Consider the following 22,997-nt stretch of genomic DNA (forward strand, 5'->3'; position numbering starts at 1 on the left):
CCGCGCTGACCCGGTCACTGCGTCCCCGCGTCGGGGACCGACCCGAAGACGTCGGTCGGGTTGCCGAACCAGTCGAAACGGTCGAGCGGCCAGACCAGGACCATGGCCTGACCGACCACCCGGTCGCCGGGCACGGAGCCCGCGGTGCCGGTGCCGTCGTCGTGGGCCCGCGAGTCGCGCGAGTAGGACCGGTGGTCGCCCATCATCCAGTAGCTGTCCTCGGGGACGGTGATGTCGAAGTTCTCCAGGCTCGGCTCGTCGCCGGCAAAGAGGTAGGTCTCGTTGAGGGGCTCGCCGTTGACCGTGATCCGCTGCTGGTCGTCACAGCACACGACGTGGTCCCCGCCGACTCCGATGACGCGCTTGATGAGGTGGTTGCTCTCCCCCTCGGGGGCCACGCCAATGAACTTGGCGATGGTCACCAGCGTGTCCATGACTGCGCCCCGGTCGCTCGGTGGGGCGGGCGGCAGCCAACCCCCCGGGTCCTCGAAGACGATGATGTCCCCGCGGTCGACCGCCATCGGGCCGGCCTGGATCTTGCTGACCAGGACCCGGTCGCCATAGACCAGCGTGGACTCCATCGAGCCGGACGGGATCCAGAAGGCCTGCACGAGGAAGGTCTTGATCAGGAACGAGATGAGCAGTGCCGTGGCGCCGATGACCACGACCTCGCGCACGAACGCGAGCACCGGGTGCCTGGGCCGCGGGGAACGCGCCGTCGCACGGTTCGACGACGTGCCGGCTACAGACTCGGCCGCCGGTCCGTCATAGTGAGGCTCGACGACGTGTTGCCGCGCGCTCTCCCCCTCGGGTCGCGGGTCCTGGGTCACGGATGGTTCCTTCACTGCCGGTGATGATCACTGGGACAGGCGCGCTGCCGCGTCCGTGGGACGTGACGAGTGCCGTCTCTCGCCGACACTAGTACCCGCACCTGTCTATGCCGGTCTTCCCCCGCCAGGGTGGGCCCCCAGACATGACAAACGCCCCGTGCCGGTGGCTCGGGGCGTTTGTCGGTGAGCGTTGCTCAGGTGGTCGGCGCGTTCTCGCGCTTCTCCTTGATCTTGGCGGCCTTGCCGCGCAGGTCGCGCAGGTAGTAGAGCTTGGCGCGACGGACGTCACCGCGGCTGACCACCTCGACCTTGTCGATGTTCGGGGAGTGCAGCGGGAAGGTGCGCTCCACGCCGACGCCGAAGCTGATCTTGCGCACGGTGTAGGTCTCACCGATGCCGCCGCCGTGACGGCGGATGACCACGCCCTGGAAGATCTGGATGCGGGAGCGGCTGCCCTCGATGACCTTCACGTGGACCTTGATGTTGTCGCCGGCGCGGAAGGCCGGGATGTCGGTGCGCAGACCCGCTGCGTCCAGGTCGTCAAGCTTGTGCATGGTGCGTCGCTTTCTCGTCGGTGCCACAGGTCACCCACGGCGTTCAGTCCATCCTGCGAGAGGATGGCTACGGTTAGGGGCGCGTCCCACCGGTCAGTCGCACACTTCCCCCTGTGGCAGGGGCACGATGAGTTGGTCCGACAGGGCCGCAAGGATCAAGTTTGCCACACCTTTCGGGCCACCCTGAAATCGTCGGACGGCTCAGTCAGCGAGCAGGTCGGGCCGTCGGGCGGCGGTGCGCTGCAGCCGCTGCTCGTGACGCCAGTCCGCGATCCCCCCGTGATTCCCCGACAGGAGGATGTCGGGGACCTCGCGCCCACGCCATACGGCCGGCTTGGTGTAGACGGGATATTCGAGCAGCCCGCCCTCGTGCGACTCCTCGACCAGCGACTGTTCGTTGCCGATCACCCCGGGGATGAGCCGCGCGATCGCCTCAACCATGGCCAGCACCGCGACCTCTCCCCCGTTGAGCACATAGTCACCGAGCGAGAGCACAGACACCGGCATCGTCTCGGCGGCCTCCTCATAGACCCGCTCGTCGATGCCCTCATAACGCCCACAGGCAAAGGCGAGCCACGGCTCGGCCGCCAGGTCACGCGCCAGCTGCTGGGTGAACGGGATGCCGCCGGGGCCGGGGACGATCAGGTGCGGCACCCGCCCATCCTCGGCCAGGTCGTCGAGCGCCTCCCCCCACGGCTCGGGCTTCATCACCATGCCGGCACCCCCGCCATACGGCGTGTCATCAACCGTGCGGTGGCGGTCGTGCGCGTGCTCGCGCAGGTCGTGGACGCGCAGTTCGATCAGGCCGTCGCGGCGCGCCTTGCCGATGAGCGAGAGGTCCAGCGGCGCCAGGTAGTCCGGGAAGATCGTGATGACATCGAGGCGCACGTCAGTCCCCCAGCTCCAGCAGGCCCGGCGGCGGATCGACCACCACGCGGCCAGCCTCCTCGTCGACCTCAGGCACGATCTCCTCGACGAAGGGGATGAGCACCTCGCGACCGTCGCTGAGGCGCACCTCGAGCAGGTCCTGCACCTCGCGCGTATGCAGTGCGCTCACCTCTCCCAGGACGCTCCCGTCGGTCAGCACGACGGTGAGGCCGAGCAGGTCCTTCTCATACCACCCACCATCGTCGATCTCGTCCTCGACGTCGTCCTCGTCGTGGAGCAGCCGGGTGTTGCGCAGCGCCTCGGCGGCGTTGCGGTCGGTGACGCCCTCGAAGCCGAGCAGATAGGTCTGCTGGTGGAGCCGGGCGGAGCGCAGCACCAGCGGCCCACGGTCCGGCTCGGTCGCAAACTCGGTGCCGGGGGTGAAGCGCTCCTCCGGCGAGTCGGTGTGCACCTGGACGGTGACCTCACCGCGCAGGCCGTGGGCCCTGCCGATCCGGGCGACGATGCGCACGTGGCTCTCCTGGTTCGGGTGGTGACTGGGGGGAAACGCAACGGAGGGGTATGACGACAGCTCGCGCCGCGTCATACCCCTCCAGGGCGTTGCGTGGTCGGGCTCAGCGAGCCCGGTCGGTGTCGACGATGTCGACGCGGACCTTGTCGCCGCCGGCGATGGCACCCATGACGGTGCGCAGCGCGCTGGCGGTGCGCCCGCGTCGGCCGATCACCCGGCCGAGGTCCTCGGGGTGCACGCGCACCTCAAGGACGTCGCCGTGGCGCACGTTCTTGGTGCGGACGCTCACGTCGCCGTCATGGTCGACGATCCCCTTGACGAGGTGCTCCAGGGCCTCTTCAAGCATCGGGCTCAGCCCTCAGCCTTGTCGGTGCCGATCTCGGCGCCGGCGTCGGCGGACTGCTTGGCAGCGCCACCGGCCGGCTCGAAGCCAGCGGCCTGAGCGGCCTCGGCCGTGCGGAACCACACCTCGGCGGTGGTCTGGTCATACCACTGCGAGCCCTCGACGTGATACTTCATCGAGTCCTTGTTGCCCTTGACTGCGAAGCCGTCGGGGGCCGAGCCGTCCTCGGTCGCGGCGGCGGAGTCGGCGCCGAAGCCACCGTCCGCGATCGCGCCAGCAGCCTCAGCGGCGTTGCCCGCGGCGGGGGCCTCGGCGTCAGCGATCGCCTCGGCCGGGGACTCGGCGGCAACCTCAGCCGCAGCAGCCTCGTCGGCCTTCTCCTCAGCCTTCTTCTCGGCCTTGGCCTCGTCGGACTTCGGGGCCTCGGCCTTGGCGTCGTCCTTCTTGGCCTTCGGCTCAGCCTTGGCCTCGTCAGCCTTGGGGGCCTCGGCCTTCTTGTCAGCCTTGGCCTCGTCAGCCTTGGGGGCCTCGTCCTTCTTGTCAGCCTTGGCCTCGTCAGCCTTGGGGGCCTCGTCCTTCTTGGCCTTGCGCGGCGTGTCGGCCGAGCTGGCCTCCTTGCCGTCAGCAGCGGCCAGGGCGGCCTCATAGAGCGACTTCTTGTCCGGACGCGGCTCGGCGACCTTGAGGGTGCCCTCGGCGCCTGCCTCGCCCTTGAACTTCTGCCAGTCGCCGGTCACCTTCAGCAGTGCGGCGACCTGCTCGGTCGGCTGGGCGCCGACGGAGAGCCAGTACTGCGCACGCTCGGAGTCGACCTCGATGAGCGAGGGCTCCTCGGACGGGACGTAGCGACCGATCTCCTCGATCGCACGACCATCGCGCTTCTTGCGGCCGTCCATGACGACGACGCGGTAGTACGGTGCACGGATCTTGCCCATGCGCTTCAGACGGATCTTGACAGCCACGAGTTCGGGTGTCTCCTCATTCTTGGTCAGGGTGAGCAACCGCTTGCCCACGTGGGGAAACACGCGCGGGGCGGATGCTCGGGAACACGCTGGGGCCGGAGAGAGGGGCCGGTCCGCAGACGGGTACCGGCCCATTGTGCCAGATCCAGCGCCCACCACGAACCACAGCCACCCCACCGCATCTCCAACCTGGGCACGGTTGTTGACGCTGTGCAATAGATATATCGCTCTCATTGACCTCGGAACCGTGCCCAGTAACCCGGCGGGCGGCAGCCTTCCACAAATGGCGCACCTGCAGGGCGCTTCAGCTCGCCGACGCAACCAGTGCGAAGGCGGCCATGACCTTGCCGAGCACCCGCACGGGGTGGGCCAGGTCATCCCACGTCAGGCGCACCACCGTGTAGCCGAGCGCTCGCAGCCGGTCTTCCCGCAGTTTCTCCCTCATGAGGTCGTCCCGGGAGGAGTACTTGATCGCGCCGTCAAACTCCACGATGGTCCGCTTCTCGCGGAACAGGAAGTCGACCCTGCCCAGGAGTTGTCCGTCCCGGCCGTGAATCAACACCTGCCGTTCCGGCACCGGTAGATCAAGCATGTGGAACACCCACCCGCAGCGGGACTCTCCAGCAGACTCGGACAAACCGTCGGCGTGAGCGACCACCTTCTTGGCCCGCGATGTTCCGTGGCCGTAGCCCCCGACCGCTAGGGCTTCGTCCAGGTCTGACGGCTGGCACAGCTCCAGGTGAAGGCAACCGTCGGCACTCACCAGTCCGGACTGGATGCCAAACGTTCCAGCCACCTGGAGCGCCGCCCGGGCTGGTTTGACGACCCGGATCCCGTCGACCTCCGTCACCCAGGACGGACTGATGGGTGCGTGCACCCGGAGCAGGTCGTCGCTGTGGCCACGGCGTCCGTCGGTCCGCACCACGTGCACCCTGTTGTCGACTCCAAACAGCGGCACCCCCAACAGGCTCAGCGCACTGTGGTGGCTCAGCGCGAGCGCCGGCGCGGTTTGAGGGCTGTGCATGATGGCCCGGGCGCGGATCCGGTGCCGGTCCCACGGCTGCGCTGCCTCCCACACAGCAGCACTGACCACGACATCGCGCCGCAGCCGGATGAGTTCACCCCGTCGAAGTGCCCGGGCAATCTCTTGACGTGCCACCCCCGCCTTGACCATTCGGGACACTGAGCCCACGTCGCCGGTTGCCGCGAGGCTGATCCTGATGTCGTCGTGCATCCGCACACCATGCTGCGCGAAGGAGTCCGCCCGCAGATTTCGTCCACACCCCCTGCCTGGGCACGGTTGTTCGCGCCGCGGGAGTGCTATTTCGCTCCCATGCCGCGCACAACCGTGCCCAGGTTCAGTGGTGGCTCAGTGGTGGTGGCGGCTCAGTGGTGGTGGCGGCCCTGGGACTCGTGCGCGTGACCCCGGAGTATGACGCGGTGCGGGTCGGCCATCGTCCTCAGGTCCTCGCGGGGATCGTCGCGATAGACCACCAGGTCGGCCGACTTCCCCTCGGCGATCCCCGGCCGACCCAGCCACTCCCGCGCGGCCCAGGTCGCAGCGCCAATCGCCTCGAGGTTGCTCATGCCCGCCTTCGTCAGCGCCTCGACCTCGCGCGCGACCAGCCCGTGCGGCAGCTGCCCGCCGGCATCGGTCCCGACATAGATCGGCACCCCAGCCTCCCGCGCCTGGGCGACCGTCTCGTAGCGTCGCTCATACAGATCCATCATGTGGTCGGCATACGTCGGGAACTTCCCTCGCCCGGCGTCCGCGAATTTCGGGAAGTTGTCGATGTTGACCAGCGTCGGCACGATCGCGATCTGCTGCTCGGCAAAGGCGTCGATGGTGTCGTCGAGCAGCCCGGTCGCGTGCTCGATGCAGTCAGTCCCCGCCGCGGCAAAATCACGCAGTGACTGCTCTCCGAAGCAGTGCGCCGTCACCCGGGCACCCTCCTCGTGCGCAGCGGCGATGGCTGCAGTGAGCTCCTCCACCGGCCACTGCGTGCCCAGGTCACCAGTCTCCCGGTCGATCCAGTCCCCCACGAGCTTGACCCATCCATCTCCCCGTCGCGCCTCACGTCGCACGTAGGTGACGAGGTCCTCCGGCTCGATCTCGTGCGCGAAGTTGCGGAGATACCGTTTGGGCCGCGCGATGTGCCGGCCCGCCCGGATCAGCCGCGGCAGATCCTCACGATCGTGGATCCACGAGGTGTCCAGCGGGCTGCCCGCATCGCGCAGCAGCAGGGCCCCGGCGTCCCGGTCCGCGAGCGCGTGCTCCTCGGCACGCTCGGGCGGGACCCCTCCGGTGGCCTCCAACCCGACGTGGCAGTGCGCGTCCACGAGACCAGGCAGGACCCAGCCCTCGATCGTCTCGACCTCACCCGCCATCCCCTGAGGCGCCGTCATACTGATCCGTCCGTCCACCACCCAGACCTCATCGAGCGTCTCCTCGGGCCCCACCAGCACCTGACCACGGATGTGAAAGGTGGGTTGATTCATGAGCGCCACGTCCGATTCCAGAAGATTTCAGTGAAGCGGCTCGAAAGTCGCGGCCTGCGTCCTCTACCAGTAAGGACCCATCGTGCCGTAGGCGAGCCGAGCTGTTGGCGACTTCTTGAAGAGAGTCTATCTATTGTTGGGCGACACAACAGGTCGTGGTGACGAATGTCAGGTAGTACAGGGAGGCGTCGCGTGTCCACAGCACCCGTTCGACTGGGGCTTGTGGCCCTGGGGGTAGGCATCCTCGTGGCGTGCTCCGGGGGGTCACTGACTGGACCGGACGACCCCACTGACCAGCCACAGAACTGCAGACCGAACAGCCCCATGAAAAGGACAGGGATCAACTCCCGTCGGTGACGAGGGAAGATGTGCTGCAACTCCTCTGGGAGGAGCGAGGGCTGGAGGGGCCGCCCGAGCAGATTGACCTCGTCCGTGAAGTCTCCGATGCGGAGTACATGCCGGTCCAGGCAGAGTGCCTGACCGCGGTTGGATTCCCGCCTCAGGTCAGTGGTGACTCCTACACCTGGCAGGTCCCGGCGGCACAGTCAGACGCCTTTACCCTGGCGGACTACCGTTGCGCGGCGCAGTACCCACGACTCCTCGCCTACTCACAGCCATACACCGACGAGCAGATGACTCTCATCTACACCTGGGTCGCCGACCAGACCGTTCCCTGCTACGCCGGGCAGGGTCACCACGTGAGCGGGATGCCGACCCATGAGTCCTTCCTGGAGCAATACGTCACAACCCAGACCTGGTGGCTGCCGCAGGACGGCATGGACCTCATCACATTCGAGGAGCAGGAAGCACTGGGAGTCGGTGTGCCCGCGCCTGCCGCCGCAGGAGGTGCTCTACGGGGACTAGCTGGGACGGCTCTTCCCGGCCGATAGCCTGAGCACATGAGAGTTGATGCCGTCGTCATCGGAGCCGGCCACAACGGCCTGACCGCCGCCGCCTACCTGGCCAGGGCCGGGCGGTCGGTCCTGATCCTCGAGCGCTCCGACCACATCGGCGGGGCCGCGCGCTCCTACCAGGTCTTCCCCGCCCACGACGCCCGCCTGTCGGCATACTCCTATCTGGTCAGCCTGCTGCCGGACCAGATCATCGACGAGCTCGGCCTGGACCTGCAACTGGTCCGCCGCCGGATCAGCTCCTACACCCCGGTCGGTGACGGCGGCATCCTGGTCGACAACGGCGATGCAGCCCGCACGGCCCGCGACCTCGGTCCTGATGCGCAGGCCTGGGACGACTTCTACGGCATGACCGGCGAGCTCGCCCAGCGGCTCTTCCCCACAGTCACCGAGCCGCTGCGCTCGCGGGACGACGTCCGCTCCCTCGTCGGCGAGGAGGCGTGGCGCGACGTCTTCGAGCAGCCGCTGGGCGAGGCGATCGAGGCGCGCTTCACCTCCGACGTCGTGCGGGGCATCGTGCTCACCGACGGGTTGATCGGCACGTTCGGCGGGGCCCGCGACGCCGAGCGCCTGGTCAACCGCTGCTTCCTCTATCACGTGATCGGCCGCGGCACCGGCGACTGGGATGTGCCGGTGGGCGGCATGGGCGCCGTCACCGATGGCCTGCTCCGCACTGCCCAGGAGTATGGCGCGCAGCTGCGGACCTCCTCCACCGTCACCTCGGTCTCCACCGACGGGGCCGAGGCGGTGGTCCAGACTGCAGACGGGCTGGAGGTGCGTGCGGGGCAGGTCTTCGCCAACTGCGCGCCGAACGTGCTGGACCGACTGCTGGGTGAGGCTCCGAGCAGGCCGGAGCCAGAGGGTGCCCAGCTCAAGATCAACATGCTGCTCTCCCGGTTGCCCGCGCTGAAGGATCCCTCCGTGACGCCGGAGCAGGCGTTCGCGGGGACGCTGCACATCAACGAGGGCTATGAGCAGATCGCGACCGCCTATGCGCAGGCCGCGGCCGGGCAGATCCCGGACGTGCCGCCGTGCGAGGTCTACTGCCACAGCCTGTCCGACGACTCGATCCTCGGACCTGACCTGGTCGCGTCCGGGGCCCACACACTGACGCTGTTCGGGCTGCACATGCCGGCTCGGTTGTTCCGGGAAGACCCTGCGGGCGCCCGCGAGCGCGCCGCGGAGCTGACGATGGCCTCGATCAACTCGGTGCTCGCCGAGCCGATCGAGGACTGCCTGCTCGCGGCCGACACGATCGAGGTGCGCAGCCCGCTCGACATCGAGACCTCGGTCGGCATGCCTGGCGGGCACATCTTCCACGGCGACCTGCAGTGGCCCTTCGCCGAGTCGGCGGACGACGTGGGCCGGTGGGGCACCGAGACCCGGCACGCCAACGTCTTCCTGTGTGGGGCCGGCGCGCGGCGCGGTGGCGGCGTCAGCGGGATCCCCGGCCGTGCCGCGGTGGCTGCCGCCCTGGGCGAGGACGAGCTCAGCCGCTGATCGCGCCGGCCTGTGGACAAGTTCTGAGCCAGTCCCCCGACCATGTTTCGCTGGACCACATGAAAGAGAGGGGGCACCATGGGACTTATGCCGACGCTGCCGCGGAGCGGCCCACTGACCCTCGAGGACTTCGAGGCGATCCGTGATGTCGACGACGGGCACCGTTACGAGCTCATCGACGGGACGCTCGTCGTGACACCGTCACCCGTGCCCGCACACCAGAACGCGGTGCAGGAGTTGTTCTTGCGACTGCACGGCACAAAACCAGCTGACATACGGGTCTTCGTCGCGCCACTGGACATCAGGTTTGCGGGCGACACGGTCCTGCAACCTGACGTGCTGGTGGTGCCCAGGTCCGCAGTTGGTGGGCGGCGCATCGAGGGCGACCCGCTGCTGGCGGTCGAGGTGCTCTCTCCCAGCACCCGCACCTTCGATCTGGGCGCCAAACTGCTGCGTTATCAGCGGGCCGGCACACCGGCCTACTGGGTCATTGATCCGGATGAGCCCTCGCTGCGCGTCTGGGAACTGCGCGACGACGTCTACGTCGAAGTTGCCCACGTCACCGGCGACGAGGTCGCGAAACTCTCCCTGCCGTGGCCCATCGAGATCGCCCCCAGCCACCTGGTCGACGACCTGCGCTGAGCGCTACTGGTCCTTGAGGAACTTGTCGAACCCGGCAGGCAGTTTGAGGCTGGACAGGTCCTGCTCACCAGCGTCGTCTGCACCGCCGGGAAGACCGAAGGCGCTGCCCATGGCGTTGCCGCGCGACTCCTCAGCCTTCTGCGTGGCCAGCCGCTCCTGCTCGGCGCGCTTGGCGGGGTTGCCGCTCTTGCCCTTCTTGCGCTGGGGCGCCTTCCCCTTGCCCTTGGCCGAGCCGCCACCCAGGCCAGGCATCCCCGGCATCCCGGGCATGGCGCCGCCCTTGCGCATCTGACGCATCATCTTCTGAGCCTGACCAAACCGCTCGAGCAGCTGGTTGACCTCGGACGGTGAGACGCCCGAGCCCTTGGCAATGCGTGCCCGGCGCGAGCCGTTGATCTGTTTGGGGTGCATCCGCTCGAACGGGGTCATCGAGCGGACCATCGCCTCGACCCGGTCGAACTCCTTGTCGTCCAGGGAGTCCAGCTGGGCACGCATCTGCTGCATGCCCGGCATCATGCCGAGCATCTGCTTCAGCGACCCCATCTTCTTGATGGCCTGCATCTGCTCCAGGAAGTCGACGAAGGTGAAGTCCTCCTCGGCCAGGAACTTGCGTGCCATCTCGCGCTGCTGCGCCTGGTCGAAGGCCTTCTCGGCCTGCTCGATCAGGGTCAGCACGTCACCCATGTCGAGGATCCGGCCGGCCATCCGGTCGGGGTGGAAGGTCTCGAAGTCCTTGACGCCCTCGCCGGTGGAGGCAAACAGGATCGGCTCACCGGTGACGGTGGCGACTGACAGCGCCGCACCACCGCGCGCGTCACCATCGAGCTTGGTCAGCACCGTGCCGGTGATCCCGACACCGTCGGCGAACGCCTTGGCAGTCTCGACGGCGGCCTGACCGATCATCGCGTCGATGACGAACAGCACCTCGTCGGCGTTGGTCTCCATCCGGATGTCGTGCGCCTGGCGCATCAGGTCGACGTCGACGGCCAACCGGCCGGCGGTGTCGATGATGACCACGTCGTGGTTCTTGTCCCGGGCGTGCGCGACACCGTCGACGGCGACGTCGATCGGGTCGCCGAACGAGCGCGTCCCCTCGCCCGACTCCAGCGCCGCGTCGTGTCCGAACACGTTGCCCCGCTCGGGCGCGAAGACCGGCACACCCGCGCGCTCACCGACCACCTCGAGCTGGGTGACGGCGTTGGGGCGCTGCAGGTCGGCTGCGACGAGCAGCGGGGTGTGGCCCTGCTCCTTGAGCCAGAAGCCGAGCTTGCCGGCCAGCGTCGTCTTGCCCGAGCCCTGCAGGCCGGCGAGCATGATCACGGTCGGCGGGTTCTTGGCCAGGTTGAGACGCCGAGTCTGCCCGCCGAGGATGCTGACGAGCTCCTCGTTGACGATCTTGACGACCTGCTGCCCCGGGTTGAGCGCCTTGGACACCTCGGCGCCGAGTGCCCGGTCCCGGACCTGGCCGGTGAACTGCTTCACCACCGGCAGCGCCACATCGGCGTCGAGCAGCGCCATCCGGATGTCACGGACGGTCTTGTTGACGTCGGTCTCGGACAGGGCACCCTTGCGCTTGAGGTTGCGGAAGGTCTCTGTCAGGCGGTCGGAGAGGCTGTTGAACACCCCCACAGGTTAACTGCTGGCGTCGCCTCGCCCATCCTCGCCGTCCCCTCCCCGAGTCTGGGCACGGCTACGTCACGTGCGGGAGCGATATATCTGTCGCGCTGACGCAACAACGGTGCCCAGGTTGCACAATGGTGGGCATGCCGATCCGTCGCCGACTCGCCGCCGCCCTCCGCCACCGGGTCGCCGGGCCCGACGCCGACCGCCGGGCAGCCGAGATCTGGCTGGCTCCGGGCGAGCGACGCTTTGCACCCACCGATCCGATCTGCCGGGTGCACAACCATGCGGGGATGTATGCCGGGGGCCTGCGTGCCCTGCTCCTCCAGTCACTGCACCCGCTGGCGATGGCGGGGGTCGGCGAGCACTCCGGCTATCGGGGTGACCCGTGGGGGCGGTTGCAGCGCACCAGCGAGTTCATCGCGATGACCACCTTCGGCCCGGTCGACGGGGCCCAGCGCATGGTCGACCACATCAACCGGGTGCACGCCACCGTCTCGGGGACCGCGCCCGACGGACGGGCCTACGCCGCGCGCGACCCGCACCTGCTGGCCTGGGTCCACCTGGGGGAGGTCGACTCGTTCCTGACCTCGCACCAGCGACACTCGCGCACCCCACTCACTCCCTCCGAGGCAGACACCTACGTCGCCCAGACCTCGTGGGTGGCCGGCGAGCTGGGCGTCATCGACGCACCAGTCACGACAGCGCAGCTGCAGGCGCAGCTCGCGCACTACCGCCCCGAGCTCGAGCTGACCGAGGGTGCCCGGGATGCAGCGGCCTTCCTGCTGCGCGAGCCTCCGCTGCCGGTGGCGGCACGTCCCGGCTACTGGATGCTGGCCGCCGGCGCGGTGTCGATGCTGCCCGACTATGCCCGGGACCTGCTAGGCCTGCGCGTCGGCGGACGGCTGGACCCGGTGGCTGAACGCCTGCTGCTGCGACCGGCGGGTCGGGTCGGCACCGCCGCAGTCGGCTGGGCCCTGGGCGAGCCGGGCGACCCCCGCAACTCTCCTGCCAGCTCTGCCGTCGCGAGCTGAGCGGGCAGCTGGCGTGCCGGTCAGCCGATGATTGCGTCGACGAAGGCTTCCGGGTCAAAGGGCGCGAGGTCGTCTGGGCCCTCGCCCAGTCCGACCAGCTTGACCGGGACACCGAGACGGCGCTGGACGTTGACGACGATGCCGCCCTTGGCTGTGCCGTCCAGCTTGCTCAGCACGATGCCGGTGACCTCGACGGCCTGACCGAAGACCTCCGCCTGACGCATGCCGTTCTGGCCCGTCGTGGCGTCCAGCACGAGGAGCACCTCGTCGATGGGGCTCTGCTTCTCGATGACCCGCTTGACCTTGGACAGCTCGTCCATCAGGCCAGCCTTGTTGTGCAGTCGTCCGGCGGTGTCGATGATGACGACGTCAGCCTCATACTCCGCAGCAGACTTGACAGCATCGAACGCGACCGACGCCGGGTCTGCCCCCTCGCGCTCCGAGCGGACCGTCGGCACGCCCACCCGCTCTCCCCACGTCTGCAGCTGGTCGGCGGCCGCGGCGCGGAACGTGTCCGCGGCGCCTAGCACGACGTCCTTGTTCTCTGCCACCAGCACGCGGGCCAGCTTGCCCACGGTGGTCGTCTTGCCGGTGCCGTTGACGCCCACCACCAGGATCACCGAGGGCCGCTCGCCCACCCTGCTGGCGGCGACGCGCCGGTCCATGCTCGGGTCGACCAGTGCCAGCAGCTCCTCGCGCAGCCACCCCTTGACGGTCTCGACGTCGGTGGCACCGTCCACCTTCACGCGGGTGCGCAGCTTGCCGACGAGCTCGTCGGTCGCCTCCACGCCGAGGTCAGCCTGGAGCAGGGTGTCCTCGACGTCCTCCCAGGACTGCTCGTCCAGCCCGCCGCTCGACAACAGCGCCAGCAGCACGTTGCCGATGGCGTTGTTGGAGCGGGACAGCCGCGCCCGCAGCCGGGCGAGGCGGCCACGGGCCGACTCAGGACGCTCCAGCGTCGGGGTCGGAGCCTCAGGCTCCAGCACATCGACGCCGCCCCCGACGTTGTCGACGTCGTCTCCGGGCGGAGTCTGCACCCCCTCGCGATCAGCTCGCTCGTCCTCCACCGTGGTCGGCGCGGTGGTCGGCGGCCGCTCGATGGTCTTGGTGCCGCCCTTGCCACCTCGGCCACGCACCAGGCCAACGATCAGCGCCAGGCCGGCCAGGGCCACCAGGGTGGCGACGGTCAGAATCTCCCACAGGCTGTCCACGGCAGCCATTCTCACAGACGGACGGTGAGGGTCTGGCCACCGCGGGGCCGCACCCCGCTGCCCAGCGCCAACGCCGCCCCGACCACCGTGAGCGCGGCGAGCAGATAGAAGGCCGTGGTGTAGCTCCCGACCAGCTCCGCCAGGAAGGCAGCACCGGCCGGCGCGGCGACCATCGCCACCGTGGCCGGCACCGTCGCGATCCCGTTGAGGGCGCCAAAGCTCCTGGTGCCCCACCGGTCACTGACGCTCGTGGCCTGCAACAACGTATAGATCCCGCGCGCCACTCCTGCCCCGACCGAGGCAGCCACCACGAGCATCAGTGGTGCGTCGAAGACGGCCAGCACCAGCACCATCACCGCCCCGAACCCCAGGACCAGGGCTGCTCGCGCAGGCGCGTCGAGCCGGCCCGAGAGCGCTGGATAGCCAAACCGCCCGAAGAGCTGACCGACGCCCACCAGCCCAAAGATGACGGCGGCCGTCTCGTGGCCCATGCCCCGTTCGGTCAGGAACGGGATCAGGTTGAGCGTGGCGCCGAAGAGCCCGAACCCGGTCAGCCCCAGCATGGCCAGCAGGAAGGCGAAGGGGCGGCTGTGGCTCGTGCGGCGGACATAGGCACGGTCGGACTCAGCGGCCTTCTCCACCGTCCGGTCATCCTCACCCGCCGCGTCGTGCGTCACCTGACCAGGCGATCTCGCCGCCCCCGGCCAGGCCGGCGTGAGCGCCAGTGCGTGCAGCGGGATCGTGACCACCGCGAGGATGACGGCCAGGGCCACGGTCGTCCCCTGCCAGCTCAGGTGCCTCAGCAGGAGTGCCGTGAGCGGTGCGAAGACGGTGCCGGCCAACCCTCCGGCGAGCGTGACCGTGGTGATCGCCGCCACCCGCGACGAGCCGCACCAGCGGGTCAGTGCCGCAAAGGCTGGCGCATAGAGGACGGCCGCCTGGGCAAGACCGACCACTGCCCACGCCATGACGAACCAGAACAGGTTGGGTGCGGCCGCAACGCCGAGGAGCGAGACGGCTCCCAGCACAGACCCCCACCCCATCACCGCGCGGGGCCCGACCCGGTCCAGGAGCCGGCCGACCCGCGGAGCCGCGACGGCAGAGGCCAGCAGCCCGACGGAGAACGCGCCGAAGGCGGTGCTGGTCGACCACCCGGTGTCGGCCGCGACGGCAGCCAGCATCACGGGATAGGCGTAGTAGAGGATGCCCCAGCCGGTCAGCTGGGTGACGCAAAGCGCTAGGACAACCCGCCGTTGCTCGGCGGGACTGATCAACCCAGGGTCAGCGACGGCCGATGGTCTGAGCCGACTTGCGGCCCAGCTGCAGCCCCTGTGCTCGAAGGTCCTCACCACGGCGCTTGGCGCCGGCCAGGATCTCCTCCCCCTCGGGCGTGAAGATCTCTCGACCGTCACGCCGAGCCTCCACCGCCACATAACCGACGACGAGTCCCCCCAGCGCCACGCATACCAGCATGGTCAACACGATCACGATCATGTCTCAACTGTGCAACGTGGCACCCGCATCGACAAATCACCATGCCGTGCAGACGCCGATTCTTTGCAAGAACGTGAGGACTCTCACGCGCACGCCGGTCAGGCGGGCACAAGATCAGCGTCCGGACCACGCCGGCGAGGAGCCAGTCGGCCTCAGGCAGGCTGCGGTTGCACGTCGCGCAGCCGTTGCGAGACCACGGTGGTGACACCATCGCCCTTCATCGCCACGCCATAGAGCGCGTCGGCAACCTCCATGGTGCGCTTCTGGTGGGTGATCACGATCAGCTGGCTGGAGTCGCGCAGCTCCTCAAAGAGGGTGATCAGGCGCCCCAGGTTGGTGTCGTCCAGTGCCGCCTCGACCTCGTCCATGATGTAGAACGGGCTGGGTCGGGCCTTGAAGATCGAGACCAGCAGGGCTACGGCTGTCAGCGACCGCTCGCCACCGGAGAGCAGCGACAGCCGTTTGATCTTCTTGCCGGGTGGCCGCGCCTCGACCTCGATGCCGGTCGTGAGCATGTCGTCGGGGTTCGTCAGCGTCAGCCGACCCTCGCCGCCGGGGAACAGCCGTGAGAAGACGCCGGCGAACTGCTCGGCCGTGTCCTCGAACGCCTCGGCAAAGACGCGCTCGACCCGCTCGTCGACGTCCTTGATGATGTCGAGCAGGTCCTGCTTGGACCGCCGCAGGTCCTCCACCTGCTCGGTGAGGAACTTGTGCCGCTCCTCCAGCGCAGCAAACTCCTCCAGCGCCAGCGGGTTGACCTTGCCCAGCGCGGAGAGCTTGCGCTCGGCGGAGCGGAGCCGCTTGTCCTGCTCCTCGCGCACGAAGGCCTTGGGTTCGGGGAGGTCGTCGGGGTCGTCGTCAGGTCCGGGGATCGCGGGGATCAGCTGGTGGGGACCGAACTCCTCGACCAGGGCCTCGGGGTCGATGCCGAGCTCCTCCACGGCGCGGGTCTGCAGCGCCTCGATCCGCAGCCGCTGCTCGGCCCGGGCCACCTCATCTCGGTGCACCGAGTCGGTCAGGTCGCGCAGCTCATCGCCCAGCGTGGCCGTCCGACCACGCGCCTCGCTGAGCCGGGCGTCGCGTTCCACGGCCTGGGCGCGGGCCTCGTCGCGCACGGTGGCGGCACGTGCGACGAGGGTCTGGACCTCGCCCAGCAGGTATGCCGAGCCCTCGGCGACGGCAGTCGCGACCCGGGCGGCGTGGGCCCGGCGTTCGCGACGCGCTGCCGCCCGCTCCCGGGCGGCGATCTCGTTGCGAGCGGCAGCTTCCAGGGACTCCGCGCGTCCCTGCAGTGCGCGGGCGCGCTCCTCCTGGGTGCGCAGCTGCAGCCGGACCTCGGTCTCCCTGGTGCGGGCGGCGGCCGCGGCAGCCGCGAGCCGGTCCCGTTCCTGGGTGCTCGGCTCCGCCTCACCCGGCTCGGCCTCGGCGTCCGAGAGTCGCTGGGCCAGCGCTACCAGCTCCACCCGGCCGCTCTCGAGGGCCTCCTCGGCGGAAGCGATCGAGGCAGTGGTCCGCTCGTGCTCGGACCGGGCGGCACGCACGGCGGCGCCCAGCTGGCCCAGCTTCTCCGCGACGGCAGCCATCCTGGCGTCGGACTCGTGCAGCTGGTCCATCGCCCGCTGGGCGATCTGGGCGTGCCCGGACAGTTGCTCCCGGGCGGTGGACAGCTGGAAGGTGGCCTGCTCACCGCGGGCGGTCGCCGCCTGCAGTGCTTCCTTGGCCTCATCGAGGGCGCTCTGGACCTCCAGCAGGCTCGGCGCGGCCGTGCTGCCTCCGCGGACCCAGCCCGCGGCATACACATCACCGTCGGTGGTCACGGCGGTGACCTCGTGGCTGGCCACCAGGTCCGCGGCGGCCCCGTCGCCGTCGACGACCGCGACCCGGTGCAGCAGCGACTCGACCGCCGGAGCGGCGGATTCGCCCACCGTGACCACGTCGCGCGCCCACACAGCACCGCTCGGCAGTGTCGGCCAGGAGCTGCGATCGTCGGCGCGGGCGGTCTGTGGCACGAGCAGAGCGGCCCGCCCCTCGTCGTTGTCGCGCAACGAGGCCAGCGCCCCGCGCGCGTGCTCAAGGGTCTCCATGACCAGACCGTCACCGGCCCACCCGAGGGCGGCGGCGATGGCCGACTCATAGCCCGCGCGCACGCTGACCAGGTCCGTCACGGTGCCCACGACCCCGCGGCCCTCAGGGGCCGCGAGCAGGGCGGCGACGCCATCCTTGCGGCGCAGGCTCAGCTCGAGGGCCTCGCACCTGGCGGTGAGGCTGGCCTTCTCGGACTCGGTCGAGCGCACCGCCTCGGTGAGCTGCTCGACCTGCTCGGCCGCGGCGACGCGGGCCGCCTCGGCCTTCTCAAAGTCGTGGTCCAGACCCTCCTCGCCCTCCTCGACGTCGAGGACGCGCCCCTCCAGTGCCGCGAACTCCTGCTCTGCGGTCGCGGCCCGGCTGGCGATCGCCTCCAGCGCCTGCCGCAACCGGCCGATCTCGGCCTCCCCCGCCTCCTGTCGGCTGCGGGCGGCGGCGACCTTGCCCGACAGTCGGGCCAGGCCCTCGCGCCGGTCGGCGGCCGCACGGGCGAGCCGAATCAAACGCTGCTGCTCCTCCTGGTGGGCCGACTCGGCGTCGCGCCGGGCCTGCTCGGCAGAGTGCAGCGCCTCGCCGACGCTGGCGACCTCCTGCTCCAGCTGCTGCTCCTGCTCGCGCAGGGCCGCGGCCTGGGAGCGGAGCTTGTCGGGGTCGCGACCTTCACCGGACCCGCCGACGGCCTCTTCCTCACTCTCGCTGGCCAGCAGGCGCACGCGCTCGCGGGCCAGGTCTGCCGTGGCTGAGGTGCGCTCGACCAGCGCCGACAGCGCATAGAACTGGTCCTGCGCGGCGTTGAGCGCCGGAGCGGCCTCCGCGGCCTCGGCCTCCAGCGCGGCCACTGCCGACTGCGCCGCCGTCAGCGACTGCTGCGCGGCGGTGCGGCGGTTGATCATGGCGGTCTCGTCGGCGAGCTCCTGCTCCAGGGTGGTGGTCAGCTGGACCAGGTCGTCGGCCAGGATGCGCAGCCGGGCGTCGCGCACGTCGGCCTGGATCGTCGCGGCCCGGCGCGCGGTCTCGGCCTGGCGCCCCAACGGGCCGAGCTGACGACGGATCTCGCTGGTCAGGTCGCCGAGGCGGGTGAGGTTGCCCTCCATCGTCTCCAGCTTGCGCAGCGCCTTCTCCTTGCGCTTGCGGTGCTTGAGGACCCCGGCCGCCTCCTCGATGAAGCCGCGCCGCTCCTCGGGCGTGGCCCGCAGCACGGCGTCGAGCTGGCCCTGACCGACAATGACGTGCATCTCGCGCCCGATGCCGGAGTCGGAGAGCAGCTCCTGGATGTCGAGCAGCCGGCACGAGGTGCCGTTGATGGCGTAGTCCGACCCGCCATTGCGGAACATGGTCCGCGAGATCGTCACCTCGCTGTAGTCGATCGGCAGCGCACCGTCGGTGTTGTCGATCGTCATCGTCACCTCGGCCCGTCCCAGCGGCGGGCGCCCCGAGGTGCCGGCAAAGATGACGTCCTCCATCTTGCCACCGCGCAGGCTCTTGGCCCCCTGCTCGCCCATCACCCAGGCCAGGGCGTCGACCACGTTGGACTTGCCGGAGCCGTTGGGTCCGACGATGCAGGTGATGCCCGGCTCCAGGCGCAGCTTGGTCGCGGAGGCGAACGACTTGAACCCCTTGAGGGTCAGGCTCTTGACATACACGCTGTGGCGGCTCCTGTGGCGATGAGACTCCCGGTCACCCTACCCGCGCACCCGCCAGGATCTGCGGACCCTGGGTGACCCAGTTCGTGCTCAGCCCGCGCTGACTACCGCTCGCGGAAGCCGGTGAGTGAGTCCACCGGCTCGTGCCACTGCACCGTGATCCCCAAGACGTGCCCCGGCCGGCTGCGCAGCGAGGTCTCCTCACCGAGCAGGTCGATGAGGGCGCGCACCGCATCATCGGGACCCTGGGCGTTCACCTCGACCCGCCCGTCCGGCAGGTTGCGCGCGTGCCCCACCAGGCCCAGCTCCAGCGCCCGCGCCCTGGTCCACCACCGGAACCCGACGCCCTGCACCCGACCGCGCACGAACACCACTGCCCTGACCACCGGCTCACTCCTTGGCTTCGACGACGTGGACGTGCCTCATCCTCGGTCGCGGCTGGCAGCGCGGACAGTAGTGCGAGGACCGGTTCATGAACGTCTCGCGCCGGATCAGCGTTCCGCAACGGTCGCACGGCTGCCCCTGCCGCCCATAGGCGTTCAGGGACCGGTCGAAGTAGCCGCTCGCGCCGTTGACGTTGACATAGAGCGCGTCAAAGCTCGTGCCGCCCTGGCCCAGCGCCTCGGTCATCACGTCCCTCGCGTGGTCGAGCACCCGCGCGAGCGTGGGCTTGGTCAGCGCCGAGGTCTCGCGCAGCCCGTGCACCCCGGCGCGCCACAGCGCCTCGTCGGCATAGATGTTGCCGATGCCGCTGACCACCCCCTGGTCGAGGAGCGCCCGTTTGATGGCCGTATGCCGACGCTTCAGGGAGCGGACCACCGCACCCTGGTCATAGGCCGGCTCGAGCGGGTCCGGTGCGATGTGCCCCACGGGCACGGGGACGCCGTGGCTGTGGTGACTCCCGGCATACGGGTCAGGGACGAGCTCGGTCAGCGCCAACCCGCCGAAGGTGCGCTGGTCGACAAAGCGCAGCTGCGGTCCGTCATCGGCGAAGTCGAAACTCGCGTGCAGGTGCTTCTCGCGGGGAGCGTCGGGGGGCTCCACCAGCAGCTGCCCGCTCATGCCGAGGTGGACGACCAGTGCGTGCGGGTCGTCGCCGGGGGCCTGGACGACCAGCCAGAGATATTTGCCACGCCGGTCTGCGACCCGGACCTCGGCGCCGGTGAGCCGCTCGGAGAGGTCAGCAGGCCCCGCCACGTGGCGGCGGGCGACCCGAGCGCCGGTCAACGTCGCGGTCTCGATGCGGCGTCCCACGACATGGTCCGCCAGACCGCGGCGGACGACCTCGACCTCGGGGAGCTCGGGCACAGCCGCTCAGTCGCTGGCGGGGTGGGCGGCGACGTCGGCGCCGGGCACGCCGGCGGTCGCGTTGGCGGTCGCGTTGGCCGCTGTCTCGGCGTCCTCTCGAGCGGTCGCGCGCTCGGTCAGCAGGGTCCAGGCGGCCTCGGCAGCCTTCTGCTCGGCGGCCTTCTTGCTGCGGCCGACGCCGGTGCCGAGGACCTCCTCCTCCACGACCGCGGTGGCCGTGAACACCTTGTCGTGGTCCGGGCCCTCCTCGACGATCTGATAGGTCGGGCTGACCGGCGCGTCGGTGGAGGCCAGCTCCTGCAGGCTCGTCTTCCAGTCCAGGGCGGCGCCCAGCGTGGCGCTCTGCTCCATCATCGGGTCGAGCAGGTGGTGCACGAAGGTGTCAGCGGCCGGCAGCCCGACGGAGATATAGATGCAGCCGATGACGGCCTCGGTGGTGTCCGCCAGGATCGAGGCCTTGTGTCGTCCGCCGGTGGACTCCTCACCGCGCCCTAGCAGCACGAAGTCGCCCAAACCGATGGTCTGGGCGACCTCCGCGAGGGCGCGGGAGTTCACCACCGCGGCCCGCAGCTTGGCCAGCTGGCCCTCGGGCAGGTCGGGGTGACGGCGATAGAGCGTGTCGGTGACGACCAGGCCCAGCACGGAGTCGCCCAGGAACTCGAGACGCTCGTTGTGGGGCAGGTTGCCGTTCTCGTAGGCGTAGGACCGGTGCGTCATGGCGCGCCGAAGCAGCGCCTCGTCGCAGGGCTGCCCGACCACCTCGGTGAGGTAGTCCTGCAGATCAGCGAGGGGACGCTGCTCGGGGGTCGCGGGGCTGGTGCCCGCGCCAGATCCTGAGCCCGACGTCATACCGACGGGCGACTCAGCCCTGGTGCTCGGTGCGCTCTGCGGCGTCGTAGTGACGACCCGCGTAGGTGCCGCAGGAGGGGCAGGCCATGTGCGGCTGCTTGAGCTCCTTGCACTGCGGGCACGTGCTCACAGCAACCGGCGTAGCCTTCCAGTTGGCGCGGCGGGAACGGGTGTTGGAGCGGGACATCTTCCGCTTCGGGACAGCCACGTCAGTTCCTCTTCTTCTCGTCGTCGGTGCCCGGGTGGGCCAGGTCGGCCAGTGCCGACCACCGTGGGTCAATCACGTCATGGTGGTGGTCCGGATCGTCAGCCAGGCGAGCTCCACACTCAGAGCACAGTCCTGGACAGTCGTCCCGGCACACCGGTTGGAACGGCAGGGCGGTCACCACTGCGTCCCGGATCATCTCCTCGAGGTCCATCAGGTCACCCTCGAGCTTGTGCACGTCGTCCTCGTCCTCGTCGCCCGCCACCTGCTGGTGGTGGGCAGCGCGATCGGAGTATGCGAACAGTTCCTGGAAGGTGACGTCGACACGCTTGTCCACGTCGTCCAGGCACCGCACGCACTCGCCGGTCGCCGTCGCCCGGACCGATCCAGTGGCCAGGACACCCTCCATCACGGACTCCATGCGCAGATCAACCTCGACCGGGTCCCCGGCCTTGATCGCGATGACGTCCGTGCCGAGCCGGTCCGGAGCCGTCACGACCCGCGAGGTCTCCTTCATGGCGCCCGCCCGGCGGACGAGCTCCCGGGTGTCAAAAACCCAGGGGCTCGCGGCGTCCTGCGTTGCCATGTCGTCCCTCGTGTGTCGTGTGGATCGATCTGGCCCAGACGGGACACAGACCGACGCACAAGATTAGCCGAGGGGCCCGTGGCCCAACAAATCGGCAGCCCAGCAGCGCCTGCCCAGTAGGTTGGCTCCATGAGTCGCTGCCTGTGCCCCGGATCCTACGACCCAGTCACCAACGGCCACCTGGACATCATCACCCGCGCCGCCGAGCTGTATGACGAGGTGGTGGTCGGCGTGCTCCACAACCCGGCCAAGACGGGCCGCTTCCCGGTCGAGCAGCGGATCGAGTTCATCACCGAGGCGATCCCGGAGGGGCTGCCCGTGCGAGTGGAGGCCTTTGGCGGGCAGCTGCTGGTCGACATCGCCCGCCAGCTGGAGGCCCGGGCGATCGTCAAGGGGCTGCGCGGTGGCACCGACTTCGCCTATGAGCTGCCGATGGCGCTGATGAACCGGCACCTGACCGGCATCGAGACCGTCTTCCTGCCCGGCGACCCGGCCCTCGAGCACGTGTCCAGCTCTCTGGTCACCGAGGTCGCGACGTATGGCGGGGACGTCACCGGCCTCGTCCCCGAGCACGTGCGCGAGGCCCTCGAGGCCCGGCGCTCCCGGTGAGGTCGATGGCGCCCCCGCCCATCACCGCGGTCCTGTTCGACTTCCACCAGACGCTGGTCTGTGGGGGCGACGCCTCCGGCTGGCTGCAGGACGGGTGGAGGCGGGCGGGCCGAGGGGACGACCCGGTGGGAGCGCTCGGCGACGATGCGGCGGCGGATCTGAGCGACTTCCTCGACCGGATCTGGGAGCACGCGTCCGTGATCGACCCCGCGAGCGCCCGTGACGAGAGCCCGGAGCAGCACCGGGCGGTCTTCCTGGAGACCGTGGCCGGCTGCCCGGGAGTCGATCGGGACCTGGCCGAGGCGCTGTATCTCGGGATGCCAGACCGCTGGGACTCCTTCGACGACACGGTGCCCGTGCTGGACGAACTGCGGGCACGCGGGGTGCGCACGGCGATCGTCTCCAACGTCGGCTTCGACCTGCGCCCCGTCATCGAGCGCAACCACATCGTGGTCGACGCGCTCGTGCTGTCCTATGAGGTCGGCAGCGTGAAGCCGGATGCCGGGATCTTCACCTACGCCCTCGACCTGCTCGAGGTCGAGGCCGCCCAGACGCTCATGGTGGGTGACAGCTGGCGGGATGACTCCGGGGCTGCGGCCCTCGGCATCCGCACGCTGCTGCTCCCGCGCACCGACGGCCCGGTCCACGGCCTGGAGTCGGTGCTCCGCCTCGTCGGTCCCTGAGCTCGGGCTGTCGCGACGAGCCCCAGTCAC

General features: G+C 69.6%; 23 protein-coding genes and 2 pseudogenes. 6 read left to right on the plus strand and 19 right to left on the minus strand.

Going from position 1 to position 22,997, the window contains the following annotated elements:
- Positions 1 to 14: 14 nt before the first annotated feature.
- The 9 genes and pseudogenes from lepB to NF557_RS11220 all read right to left on the minus strand — a co-directional run bounded on the left by lepB (position 15) and on the right by NF557_RS11220 (position 6,587).
- Positions 15 to 830, minus strand: coding sequence for a signal peptidase I (lepB, locus tag NF557_RS11185; RefSeq protein ID WP_252619393.1), 816 nt, complete (start codon positions 828 to 830; stop codon positions 15 to 17).
- 194 nt (positions 831 to 1,024) lie between these two features.
- A complete protein-coding gene (rplS, locus tag NF557_RS11190; protein WP_252619394.1) occupies positions 1,025 to 1,384 on the minus strand; it encodes a 50S ribosomal protein L19 in 360 nt (119 codons plus the stop codon).
- A gap of 210 nt (positions 1,385 to 1,594) precedes the next feature.
- Positions 1,595 to 2,272 (minus strand): annotated as a pseudogene (trmD, locus tag NF557_RS11195) (tRNA (guanosine(37)-N1)-methyltransferase TrmD); the annotation flags it as partial.
- Position 2,273: 1 nt separating this feature from the next.
- Positions 2,274 to 2,783, minus strand: coding sequence for a ribosome maturation factor RimM (gene rimM, locus NF557_RS11200; protein ID WP_252619395.1), 510 nt, complete (start codon positions 2,781 to 2,783; stop codon positions 2,274 to 2,276).
- A 103-nt stretch (positions 2,784 to 2,886) separates the two neighbouring features.
- Positions 2,887 to 3,129: an RNA-binding protein gene (locus NF557_RS11205; protein ID WP_252619397.1), complete on the minus strand. Its 243-nt coding sequence runs from the start codon at positions 3,127 to 3,129 to the stop codon at positions 2,887 to 2,889.
- A 5-nt stretch (positions 3,130 to 3,134) separates the two neighbouring features.
- The gene (locus NF557_RS17935; protein WP_441007268.1) at positions 3,135 to 3,449 is read right to left on the minus strand and encodes a sunset domain-containing protein; all 315 of its coding nucleotides are present in this window, start codon (positions 3,447 to 3,449) and stop codon (positions 3,135 to 3,137) included.
- 132 nt (positions 3,450 to 3,581) lie between these two features.
- Positions 3,582 to 4,088: pseudogene (gene rpsP / locus NF557_RS11210) on the minus strand (30S ribosomal protein S16); the annotation flags it as partial.
- Positions 4,089 to 4,392: 304 nt separating this feature from the next.
- Positions 4,393 to 5,322 carry a DUF559 domain-containing protein gene (locus NF557_RS11215; RefSeq protein ID WP_252619399.1) on the minus strand — a complete coding sequence of 310 codons (930 nt, stop codon included), beginning with the start codon at positions 5,320 to 5,322 and terminating at the stop codon, positions 4,393 to 4,395.
- Between the two features lie 152 nt (positions 5,323 to 5,474).
- Positions 5,475 to 6,587, minus strand: coding sequence for a metal-dependent hydrolase family protein (locus NF557_RS11220; protein WP_252619401.1), 1,113 nt, complete (start codon positions 6,585 to 6,587; stop codon positions 5,475 to 5,477).
- Positions 6,588 to 6,940: 353 nt separating this feature from the next.
- Here NF557_RS11220 and NF557_RS11225 point away from each other — a divergent pair, with 353 nt between their 5' ends.
- The 3 genes from NF557_RS11225 to NF557_RS11235 all read left to right on the plus strand — a co-directional run bounded on the left by NF557_RS11225 (position 6,941) and on the right by NF557_RS11235 (position 9,640).
- Positions 6,941 to 7,477 carry a hypothetical protein gene (locus tag NF557_RS11225; protein ID WP_252619403.1) on the plus strand — a complete coding sequence of 179 codons (537 nt, stop codon included), beginning with the start codon at positions 6,941 to 6,943 and terminating at the stop codon, positions 7,475 to 7,477.
- A gap of 9 nt (positions 7,478 to 7,486) precedes the next feature.
- Positions 7,487 to 8,998: a phytoene desaturase family protein gene (locus NF557_RS11230; protein WP_252619404.1), complete on the plus strand. Its 1,512-nt coding sequence runs from the start codon at positions 7,487 to 7,489 to the stop codon at positions 8,996 to 8,998.
- 87 nt (positions 8,999 to 9,085) lie between these two features.
- A complete protein-coding gene (locus tag NF557_RS11235; RefSeq protein ID WP_252619406.1) occupies positions 9,086 to 9,640 on the plus strand; it encodes a Uma2 family endonuclease in 555 nt (184 codons plus the stop codon).
- A 3-nt stretch (positions 9,641 to 9,643) separates the two neighbouring features.
- Here NF557_RS11235 and ffh read toward each other — a convergent pair whose 3' ends face one another.
- Positions 9,644 to 11,263: a signal recognition particle protein gene (gene ffh / locus NF557_RS11240; protein WP_252619408.1), complete on the minus strand. Its 1,620-nt coding sequence runs from the start codon at positions 11,261 to 11,263 to the stop codon at positions 9,644 to 9,646.
- Positions 11,264 to 11,403: 140 nt separating this feature from the next.
- On the opposite strand from ffh, the gene NF557_RS11245 reads away from it, so the two are divergent.
- On the plus strand, positions 11,404 to 12,294 hold the full coding sequence (locus tag NF557_RS11245; protein ID WP_252619410.1) for an oxygenase MpaB family protein: 891 nt from the start codon (positions 11,404 to 11,406) through the stop codon (positions 12,292 to 12,294).
- A gap of 20 nt (positions 12,295 to 12,314) precedes the next feature.
- Here NF557_RS11245 and ftsY read toward each other — a convergent pair whose 3' ends face one another.
- The 9 genes from ftsY to NF557_RS11290 form a co-directional block, all read right to left on the minus strand.
- Positions 12,315 to 13,514, minus strand: coding sequence for a signal recognition particle-docking protein FtsY (ftsY, locus tag NF557_RS11250; RefSeq protein ID WP_252624120.1), 1,200 nt, complete (start codon positions 13,512 to 13,514; stop codon positions 12,315 to 12,317).
- 2 nt (positions 13,515 to 13,516) lie between these two features.
- On the minus strand, positions 13,517 to 14,779 hold the full coding sequence (locus NF557_RS11255; RefSeq protein WP_252619411.1) for an MFS transporter: 1,263 nt from the start codon (positions 14,777 to 14,779) through the stop codon (positions 13,517 to 13,519).
- A 7-nt stretch (positions 14,780 to 14,786) separates the two neighbouring features.
- Positions 14,787 to 14,999: a hypothetical protein gene (locus NF557_RS11260; RefSeq protein WP_252619413.1), complete on the minus strand. Its 213-nt coding sequence runs from the start codon at positions 14,997 to 14,999 to the stop codon at positions 14,787 to 14,789.
- A 152-nt stretch (positions 15,000 to 15,151) separates the two neighbouring features.
- Entirely contained in the window at positions 15,152 to 18,727 is a 3,576-nt protein-coding gene (gene smc, locus NF557_RS11265; RefSeq protein ID WP_252619415.1) for a chromosome segregation protein SMC, read from the minus strand.
- Between the two features lie 104 nt (positions 18,728 to 18,831).
- The gene (locus NF557_RS11270) at positions 18,832 to 19,113 is read right to left on the minus strand and encodes an acylphosphatase (RefSeq protein ID WP_252619417.1); all 282 of its coding nucleotides are present in this window, start codon (positions 19,111 to 19,113) and stop codon (positions 18,832 to 18,834) included.
- 4 nt (positions 19,114 to 19,117) lie between these two features.
- Positions 19,118 to 20,035: a bifunctional DNA-formamidopyrimidine glycosylase/DNA-(apurinic or apyrimidinic site) lyase gene (gene mutM / locus NF557_RS11275; RefSeq protein WP_252619418.1), complete on the minus strand. Its 918-nt coding sequence runs from the start codon at positions 20,033 to 20,035 to the stop codon at positions 19,118 to 19,120.
- Between the two features lie 6 nt (positions 20,036 to 20,041).
- Positions 20,042 to 20,884 (minus strand): ribonuclease III, encoded by an 843-nt coding sequence (gene rnc, locus NF557_RS11280; protein ID WP_252619419.1) that lies wholly within the window; start codon positions 20,882 to 20,884, stop codon positions 20,042 to 20,044.
- Between the two features lie 13 nt (positions 20,885 to 20,897).
- Positions 20,898 to 21,092 (minus strand): 50S ribosomal protein L32, encoded by a 195-nt coding sequence (rpmF, locus tag NF557_RS11285; protein ID WP_252619420.1) that lies wholly within the window; start codon positions 21,090 to 21,092, stop codon positions 20,898 to 20,900.
- A 1-nt stretch (position 21,093) separates the two neighbouring features.
- Positions 21,094 to 21,675, minus strand: a complete 582-nt coding sequence (locus NF557_RS11290) for a YceD family protein (protein WP_252619422.1) — start codon at positions 21,673 to 21,675, stop codon at positions 21,094 to 21,096.
- Between the two features lie 129 nt (positions 21,676 to 21,804).
- Here NF557_RS11290 and coaD point away from each other — a divergent pair, with 129 nt between their 5' ends.
- Together coaD and NF557_RS11300 are read left to right on the plus strand one after the other, a co-directional pair.
- Positions 21,805 to 22,284, plus strand: coding sequence for a pantetheine-phosphate adenylyltransferase (coaD, locus tag NF557_RS11295; RefSeq protein ID WP_252619423.1), 480 nt, complete (start codon positions 21,805 to 21,807; stop codon positions 22,282 to 22,284).
- A gap of 5 nt (positions 22,285 to 22,289) precedes the next feature.
- Positions 22,290 to 22,967 carry an HAD family hydrolase gene (locus NF557_RS11300; RefSeq protein ID WP_252619424.1) on the plus strand — a complete coding sequence of 226 codons (678 nt, stop codon included), beginning with the start codon at positions 22,290 to 22,292 and terminating at the stop codon, positions 22,965 to 22,967.
- Positions 22,968 to 22,997 lie beyond the last annotated feature (30 nt).

The organism is Ornithinimicrobium cryptoxanthini, from assembly GCF_023923205.1.
GTDB classification, from domain to species: domain Bacteria; phylum Actinomycetota; class Actinomycetes; order Actinomycetales; family Dermatophilaceae; genus Ornithinicoccus; species Ornithinicoccus cryptoxanthini.